Below are 7,399 nucleotides of genomic sequence, written 5' to 3' on the forward strand. Positions count from 1 at the left end.
CTCCAGCCGGCGGACCAGGGCGCGGGCCTCCTGCACGGACGCCTCGATGCGCTTGGACGCCCGCTCGCAGGAGCCGAGCACCAGCGCCGCCTCCTCGGTCACGCCCTTGGCGCGGTCGAGGCCGTCGGACAGCTTGGCCGAGGCCTCCGTCGCGGCGGCGACCAGCCGCTGCACCGAGGCCTCCGTCTCGTCGATGGTCTTGGAGAAGGTGCCGATCAGCGCGCCGATCTCGGCCTGGCTGGAGCGCATCACCTTCAGCCGCTTGTTGACGATCACCAGGAACACCGTGGCGGTGACGAGCATGACCGCCAGAACGGCGTCAATGAGGAATGAGACCATCGATCAGCTCCTGCTTGGTCTCCAGGTCGGTGTCGATCTTGACGGAGATGTTGCCGTTGCGCTGGCCCATGTGGCCGGCGAAGAGGGGGGTGGTCTTGCTTTGCAGAACCACCGGCGCGTCGGGGTCGATGCGCAGCTTCAGCGAGGTGCCCTTTTCCCAGTTCAGCACCTCGCCCAGCGAGACCTGCGTCTGCTGCAGCACCGCGACGAGGTCCAGCTTGGCGCGCATCAGCTCGGCCTTCAGGTGGCTTTCCCACACCGTGTCGTGGCCGAACTTCTCGCCCATGAAAGTCTGCACCAGCTTGCCGCGCACCGGCTCCAGCGTGGCGTAGGGGATGACCACCTCGGCATGGCCGACACGGCGCTCCACCTCCACCGCGATGCGCACGCGGATCACCGCGTTGGTGGCGCGGGTGATGGTGGCGAATTGCGGGTTCGTCTCCAGCCGGTCGAAGGTGAAGTCGATGGGCGTGATCGGGTCGAAGGACTGGCTGAGATCCTGGAGGATGACCCGGATCAGCCGCTCGGTGATCTTGCGCTCGATGGAGGTGTAGGTGCGCCCGTCGATGCGCCGGGCGCGGCTGCGCCGTCCGCCCAGCAGCACGTCCATCATGCAGTAGATCAGCGCGCTGTCGACCGACACGACGATGTGGTTGTCCCACTGCTCCGCCCGCGCGACGCCGACCAGCGCCGGAAGCTCGATGGTGTCGAGGAACTCGTTGTAGCGCAGCCAGTCGATGCGCAGCAGGCTGGCCTCCACGCTGGTCGAGGAGAACTGGCGCAGCGACGTGTTGAGCAGCCGGACCATGCGGTCGAAGACCACGTCCAGCATCGGCAGCCGGTCCTTGTTGACCGTCGTCGTGCTGACCAGCCGTTCGATGGCGCGGGTCTGCCCGGCGGATTCCGTCTGCGGCCCGACGGCGAAGTTCAGCAGGCGGTCGATCTCCTCTTGGCTCAGCTCCTTGGTGTCGGCCATCAGGGCGGCGGCCTCGGACCCGCCGGAGCCGGCGTCCAGGCCCCAGTCGAGATCGTCCCCGGTGCCGCCCTCATGGTCGCCGCTGCCGTCGTCCGTGTCGATGGGAGTGCTCATCCGTTCCTCTGGGTCGGCTATTGGGTGAGAAGGCTGCGCAGCAGGACGTCGGACACCGTGTCCGGGCCGAGGATCAGGTTGAAGCGGCGGCGCAGTTCCCCGCGCAGCCGCAGCAGACCGGCGGAGCCGCGCAGGTCGTGCTGGTCGATGTTGCGCAGGAACTCCTGCTGGGCGTTGACGAGATGGGGCATCGCCTGCTCCACCCGGCCGCGGTCCTTGGGCGCCAGCGCCAGCGTCACCCCGATCTTCATGAAGCGCGACGGCGTGTCGGGGCGCAGGTTCACCAGCAGCTCCGGCATGTCGAGCGTCGCCTGGGCCGGCTCGGCGATGGGCGTGCCCTCGAACAGCCGCGCCACCCCGTCCGGCCCGACGGCCATCCAGTAGCCGCCGAACCCGGCCGCGGCGACGCCGCACAGGGCGGCAGCACCCAGCGCCAGCCGGGCCAGCGGCAGCACGATGACGTACATCCGCTGCCGGCCCGGCGTTCCCGTCCTTGCCTTTCCAGCATCTGTATTCATCGCGGCCGGCGCCTCCAAAATACCGAAAATTTGAGATACTGTTTTAAACGATCAAGTTTTAGCGACTTCCTTCCGGTCGATCTTCGCGGCTTTTACTCCGCTTAAAAGTCATCCCGGTAGGTTGTGAAGGCTCACGGGGTGAACATTACGGTCCCCGCTTTTCGGAAACTTTAAAGGTGCGGGTGTCGTGACGGGACTGATCGACAATCTGCGGACGCTTGGGCGCACGCGCCTTCTGGTGCTGGCCGGCACGGGTGTCGGCATCGTCCTGGCGGTCGCCACCATGGCGGTGCTGCTGTCGCGGCCGCACATGACGCCGCTCTACACCGGGCTGGAACCGGCGGAGGCCGGGCGCATCGTCAAGGCGGTGGAGGCCATGGGGGTGCCGGTGTCCGCCGCCTTCGACGGCACCGCCGTCCAGGTGCCGGAGGCCGAGGTGCCGCGGCTGCGCATGCTGCTGGCCGAGAAGGGCCTGCCGTCGCGCGGCGGCATCGGCTACGAGCTGTTCGACACCGACAAGCCGCTGGGCATCACCAGCTTCATGCAGCGGATGAACCGGCTGCGCGCCATGGAAGGCGAGTTGGCCCGCACGATCGAGACGCTGTCCGGCATCGAGGCGGCGCGGGTCCACATCGTCCTTCCCGACCGCGAGGAGTTCTCGCGCGCCGCCCCCACCCCGACCGCCTCCATCGTGGTGCGCATGCGGGGCCGGGCGCCGCTGGAACGGCGGCAGGCGCTGTCGATCCGCCACCTCGTCTCCGCCGCCGTGCCCAACCTGAAGCCGAGCGCGGTGACCGTGCTCGACGCCTCCGGCGAGGTGCTGCTGACCGAGGAGGACGGCGACGCCCGGTCCTCGGCGAAAGTGGACGGGCTGCGCGCCGGGCACGAGACGCGCATCTCCCGCGCCATCGAGCAGATGCTGGTGGCCCGGCTGGGGCAGGGCAATGTTCGCGTTCAGGTTGCTGTCGACGTCGAAACCAAGCGCGAGGTGGTGCGCAGCCAGAGCTTCGACCCGAACAGCCAGGTCGTCCGCTCCACCCAGACGGTGCAGGAGCAGGACCGCAGCCTGGACAGCACGGGCGAGCCGCCGGTCACCGCCGAGCAGAACCTGCCGCAGCGCGAGGTCCGCGCCCAGACCCAGAACAACCGTTCCTCCTCCGACTCCAAGCGCCAGGAGGAGACGGTCAATTACGAGATTTCCAACGTCGCCCGCGAAACGGTGATCGAGCCGGGCGACATCCGCCGGGTCAGCGTCGCCGTGCTGGTCAACGGCACCTGGGCGACGGCGCAGGACGGCACCCGCAGCTACGAGGCCCGCTCGCCCGAGGAGTTGCAGCGCATCACCGAGCTGGTGCGCTCCGCCATGGGCTTCAGCGAGGCGCGCGGCGACCGGGTCACCGTCGACAACCTGGAGTTCGTCAACCTCGCCCCCGAGCTGGGCGCCCGCGAGCCGATGGCGGAGATCGTCGACACGCTCAGCCGCAACGTGATGACGCTGATCCAGTGGGTGATCCTGCTGGTGCTCTGCGGGCTGCTGATCGTGCTGGGGCTGCGCCCGCTGATCCGCCGCGTCTTCCCGGCGCCGGAGCCGGTGGCGGCGGAGACGCCCGCGCCGGCGCTGGCCGCTGGAGCGGCGATGCCGCAGCTCACCGGTCCGGCCATGGGCGGCGATCCCGCCATGCAGGCAGCCCAGCTCACCGACGCGGGCGAGCCGGCGGCGGCCCTGCCGGGAATCGAGGAGACGATGGACCAGCTCATCGAGCTGCGCACGGTGGAGGGCCGGGTGCGCGCCTCCTCCATCCGCCGGCTGGGCGACATCGTCGACCAGTATCCCGATGAGGCGATCGACATCCTGCGCTCCTGGCTCTACGAGGAGGCGGTCTGATGGGCTACCCGCGCTACCGCTTCGACCAGCGCTTCGACAGCACGGCCCAGGCTGCGGCGCAGGTGGCGGCGCAGGCGGCGGCGGAGTTCGGCGCCGCTCCCGAGCCGGACCCCGTCGACCCGCTCGACGCGATCGTCCATTCCGAACGCCACCTCCAGGCCGCCGTCTACGGCGCCGAGGTCCGCGCCTTCGCCGAGGGCGTGGAGCAGGGCCGGCGCGAGGGGGCGGCGGAGACCGCGGCCCGCACCGACGCCGCGCTGGCGCAGGCGCTCTCCCACCTCGACGAGCAATTGGCCGCGCTGGACGACCGCTTCGCCGACGCTTTGCGCGGGGTGGAGGCGCAAGGGTCGGCGGTGATGCTGGCGCTCGTCCGCCGCCTCGCCCCGGCGCTGCTGGAGCGGATCGGCGCGGCGGAGACCGAACGGCTCGCCGTGGACGCCCTGCGGCTGGCCGGCGGGTCGCCTCGGCTGCGGCTGCGCGTCCATCCCGATCTGGCGGAACCCGTCCGGGCCCGGCTGGCCGACCCGGAATCCACCGGTTTCAAGGGCGCCCTGGAGGTCGTCGCCGACCCATCCCTGCCGCCCGGCGGACTCGACGCCGCCTGGGAAGCCGGGGGCCTGCGCTACGACCCCGCGGCGGTGGAGCGCGCCGTCGACGGCCTGTGCGACCGCGCGCTGGCCGCCCTGTCCACCGAACATGACCTCTTCACCGACACGGAAAGCACCGCATCATGGCCCCACTGAACCTCGACGTCCTGGAAGATGACGCCAAGCCCGCCGAGAAGGACGCCGCCGGCATCCCCGCCGCGGCAATCGCGGGCGGCTCGATGAACGCCATCTACAACGTCCCGGTGGACGTGCAGGTGGTGCTGGGCCGCACCAGCATGCTGGTGGCGCAGCTCCTGAAGCTCGGCCGCGGCGCCGTGGTGGAGCTGGAGCGCAAGGTGGACGAGCCGGTGGAGGTCCTGGTGAACCACCGACTGGTCGCCCGCGGCGAGGTGGTGATCGTCGAGGACCAGCGGCTGGGGGTCACGCTGACCGAGATCGTGCGCACCGATCTGGCGATCGATTGACCCCCTTGTGCCGCATCCACGGGGTCCTGCCATGATCCGACGCCTGCTTCCGTCCGCCCTTGCCCTGGCCTTCGCCGCGCTGTTTCCCGTGGCGGCCTGGGCGCAGGGCAGCGGGCTGGACCTGTCCTCCATCGGCAGCGCGCTCGGCAGCGCCACCGGGGAGAGCGGGTCGCTGTCCGGGCGCGTCATCCAGGGCATCGTCCTGCTGACGGTGCTCAGCGTGGCGCCGGGCCTGCTGGTCATGGCGACCTCCTTCACCCGGATCATCGTCGTGCTGTCGCTGCTGCGCTCCGCGCTGGGGCTTCAGCAGTCGCCGCCGAACATGGTGCTGATCAGCCTCGCCATGTTCCTGACCTTCCACATCATGGGGCCGGTCTTCGACGCGGCGTGGCAGGACGGGCTGCGCCCCATGCTGAACGAGCAGGTGACCCAGGAGCAGGGGCTGGAGCGGATGGTCGAACCCTTCCGCAACTTCATGGCCTCCCAGGTGCGGGACAAGGATCTGTCGGCCTTCGCCGGCTTCACCGGCAAGCCGGAGGCGGAGCAGCCGAAGACGGCGGCCACCGCCGACCTGCGCGTGCTGGTCCCGGCCTTCCTGCTGTCGGAGCTGCGCCGCGCCTTCGAGATCGGCTTCCTGATCTTCCTGCCCTTCCTGGTGATCGACATGGTGGTGGCGGCGGTGCTGATGGCGATGGGCATGATGATGCTGCCGCCGGTGATGATCGCGCTGCCCTTCAAAATCATCTTCTTCGTGCTGACCGACGGCTGGTTCCTGATCGCCAACAGCCTGATCCGCTCCTATGGGGGAACCTGACGCGATGACCGAGTCCCGGCTGCTGCCCGCCATCCTCTCCGCCGGCCTGTCGGCGCCGCCCGCCGCACCCCCCGCCGGGGCGTCGGGGATGGCCGACAGCGTGACCGCCTTCGCCCGGCGGCGGGGCGTCACGGTGGACGACGAGACGGCCGTCGTCACCCTCCTGAACGCGCTCGACCCAAACCCGCTGGTGCCGCACCGCATGGTGCTGGTCGCCGGCAGCGTCCTGGCGAACGCCTTCCGTCACGACCGCCTGCAGGGCGACCGCCCGCTGGAGCGGGATGACGACTCCGACCACTCCACCCTGACCGCCGACCGCTTCTTCTGAGGTGCCAGCATGGGCATGCCGATCAAGATCCGAGACAATTTCAAGAGCCTGAGCGGGTCGGAGAGGACCGCGGTGATCTTCCTGGCGCTGGGCGAGGAGCGCGGCTCCCGCCTGATGGAGAAGCTGGACGACGACGAGATCCGTATGGTCAGCCGCGCCATGGCCAGCCTGGGCAACGTCACCTCCAACCTCGTCGAGGCGCTGCTGCGCAGCTTCACGGAGCGCTTCGCCAACACCGGCTCCGTCGTCGGCTCCTACGACAGCACGGAGCGCATGCTCTCCCGCTTCCTGCCCGACGACCGCGTGTCGGAGATCATGGGCGAGATCCGCGGCCCGGCCGGCCGCACCATGTGGGAGAAGATGTCCAACGTGAACGAGGGCGTGCTCGCCACCTATCTGGCGGGCGAGTACCCGCAGACGGCGGCGGTCATCCTGTCGCGCATGCGCAGCGACCACGCCGCCAAGGTGCTGCCGCTGCTGTCCCCGGCGCTGCGGCTGGAGGTGATCGAGCGGATGATCCAGATCGAATCCGTGCAGCGCGAGGTGCTGCTGGACATCGAATCCATCCTGCACAACGAGTTCATGGCGAACTACGCGCGCACCCACGGCGCCGACACGCACGAACGGATGGCCGACATCTTCAACCGCATCGACCGCGACACCATGGCGGACATCTTCACCGATCTGGACGCGGTGATGCCGGATTCGACCCACCGCATCCGCCAGCTCATGTTCACCTTCGAGGATCTGCTGCGGCTCGACCGGGTGTCGTTGCAGGCGGTGATCCGGCGCTGCGACACCGGCCAGCTCGCCATCGCTCTCAAGGGGGCGGAGGCGCTGCAGCGCGACCATTTCCTGTCCGTCCTGTCCGAGCGCGCCCGCATGATCCTCCAGGACGAGATCGAGAACATGGGGCCGGTGCGCATGCGCGACGTCAACGAGGCGCAGGCGGAGATCGTGCAGGTCGCCAAGGCCATGGCCGACGATGGGGCGATCGTCCTTCCGCAATCGGATGAGGCGGACGCCGTCGTGTACTGATGGTCGTCGTTTACTGATGGGTATGCTCATGCCGGATGCGGTCGCCGAGGTCGGCCATCTGCTGGCGGTGGTGGAGGCGCTGGACCCGCGGGCGGCGCAGGAGCTGCGCGGCGGACTGCCGCGCTGCGATTCCACCTTCGGCCTCGGGCTGGCCTTCTTCCTGGCGGCGACCGCCAACGGCGCGCGGGCGTGGCTGGGGCCGAAGCGCTGCCGGCTGTTGGAGCGGCTCGACGGCGGTGCGCTGCTGGACGATCTCGATCTGGCGCTGGCGCCGCGCCCCCGCCGCACCGCCGACCGGCGGGAGGGGCGCTGTCC

The 7,399-nt window shown here is 69.8% G+C and carries 9 protein-coding genes and 1 pseudogene; 7 read left to right on the forward strand and 3 right to left on the reverse strand.

Annotated elements, in window-relative coordinates; genetic code table 11:
• From GBZ26_RS24700 to GBZ26_RS24710, 3 genes are all read right to left on the reverse strand, one after another.
• A partial coding sequence (locus GBZ26_RS24700) for a DUF6468 domain-containing protein (protein WP_247884899.1) occupies positions 1 to 339 on the reverse strand: 339 nt, incomplete at its 3' end.
• Positions 320 to 1,429 carry a flagellar motor switch protein FliM gene (gene fliM, locus GBZ26_RS24705; RefSeq protein ID WP_174441115.1) on the reverse strand — a complete coding sequence of 370 codons (1,110 nt, stop codon included), beginning with the start codon at positions 1,427 to 1,429 and terminating at the stop codon, positions 320 to 322. The genes GBZ26_RS24700 and fliM, both read right to left, overlap by 20 nt.
• A gap of 17 nt (positions 1,430 to 1,446) precedes the next feature.
• A complete protein-coding gene (locus tag GBZ26_RS24710; protein ID WP_247874058.1) occupies positions 1,447 to 1,896 on the reverse strand; it encodes a flagellar basal body-associated FliL family protein in 450 nt (149 codons plus the stop codon).
• Positions 1,897 to 2,134: 238 nt separating this feature from the next.
• Here GBZ26_RS24710 and fliF point away from each other — a divergent pair, with 238 nt between their 5' ends.
• The 7 genes and pseudogenes from fliF to GBZ26_RS24745 all read left to right on the forward strand — a co-directional run.
• The gene (gene fliF, locus GBZ26_RS24715; protein WP_174441116.1) at positions 2,135 to 3,832 is read left to right on the forward strand and encodes a flagellar basal-body MS-ring/collar protein FliF; all 1,698 of its coding nucleotides are present in this window, start codon (positions 2,135 to 2,137) and stop codon (positions 3,830 to 3,832) included.
• A complete protein-coding gene (locus GBZ26_RS24720) occupies positions 3,832 to 4,575 on the forward strand; it encodes a FliH/SctL family protein (RefSeq protein WP_174441117.1) in 744 nt (247 codons plus the stop codon). The genes fliF and GBZ26_RS24720 overlap by 1 nt, the downstream gene beginning before the upstream one ends.
• Positions 4,563 to 4,904, forward strand: coding sequence for a flagellar motor switch protein FliN (gene fliN, locus GBZ26_RS24725; protein ID WP_014200132.1), 342 nt, complete (start codon positions 4,563 to 4,565; stop codon positions 4,902 to 4,904). The genes GBZ26_RS24720 and fliN overlap by 13 nt, the downstream gene beginning before the upstream one ends.
• A 31-nt stretch (positions 4,905 to 4,935) precedes the next feature.
• Positions 4,936 to 5,718 carry a flagellar type III secretion system pore protein FliP gene (gene fliP, locus GBZ26_RS24730; protein ID WP_174441118.1) on the forward strand — a complete coding sequence of 261 codons (783 nt, stop codon included), beginning with the start codon at positions 4,936 to 4,938 and terminating at the stop codon, positions 5,716 to 5,718.
• A 4-nt stretch (positions 5,719 to 5,722) separates the two neighbouring features.
• Positions 5,723 to 6,046 carry a hypothetical protein gene (locus tag GBZ26_RS24735; protein WP_246654130.1) on the forward strand — a complete coding sequence of 108 codons (324 nt, stop codon included), beginning with the start codon at positions 5,723 to 5,725 and terminating at the stop codon, positions 6,044 to 6,046.
• Between the two features lie 15 nt (positions 6,047 to 6,061).
• A complete protein-coding gene (locus GBZ26_RS24740) occupies positions 6,062 to 7,084 on the forward strand; it encodes a flagellar motor switch protein FliG (RefSeq protein WP_425514960.1) in 1,023 nt (340 codons plus the stop codon).
• A 28-nt stretch (positions 7,085 to 7,112) separates the two neighbouring features.
• A pseudogene (locus tag GBZ26_RS24745) lies at positions 7,113 to 7,399 on the forward strand (hypothetical protein); the annotation flags it as partial.

Source organism: Azospirillum formosense (assembly GCF_013340925.1).
GTDB lineage: Bacteria > Pseudomonadota > Alphaproteobacteria > Azospirillales > Azospirillaceae > Azospirillum > Azospirillum formosense.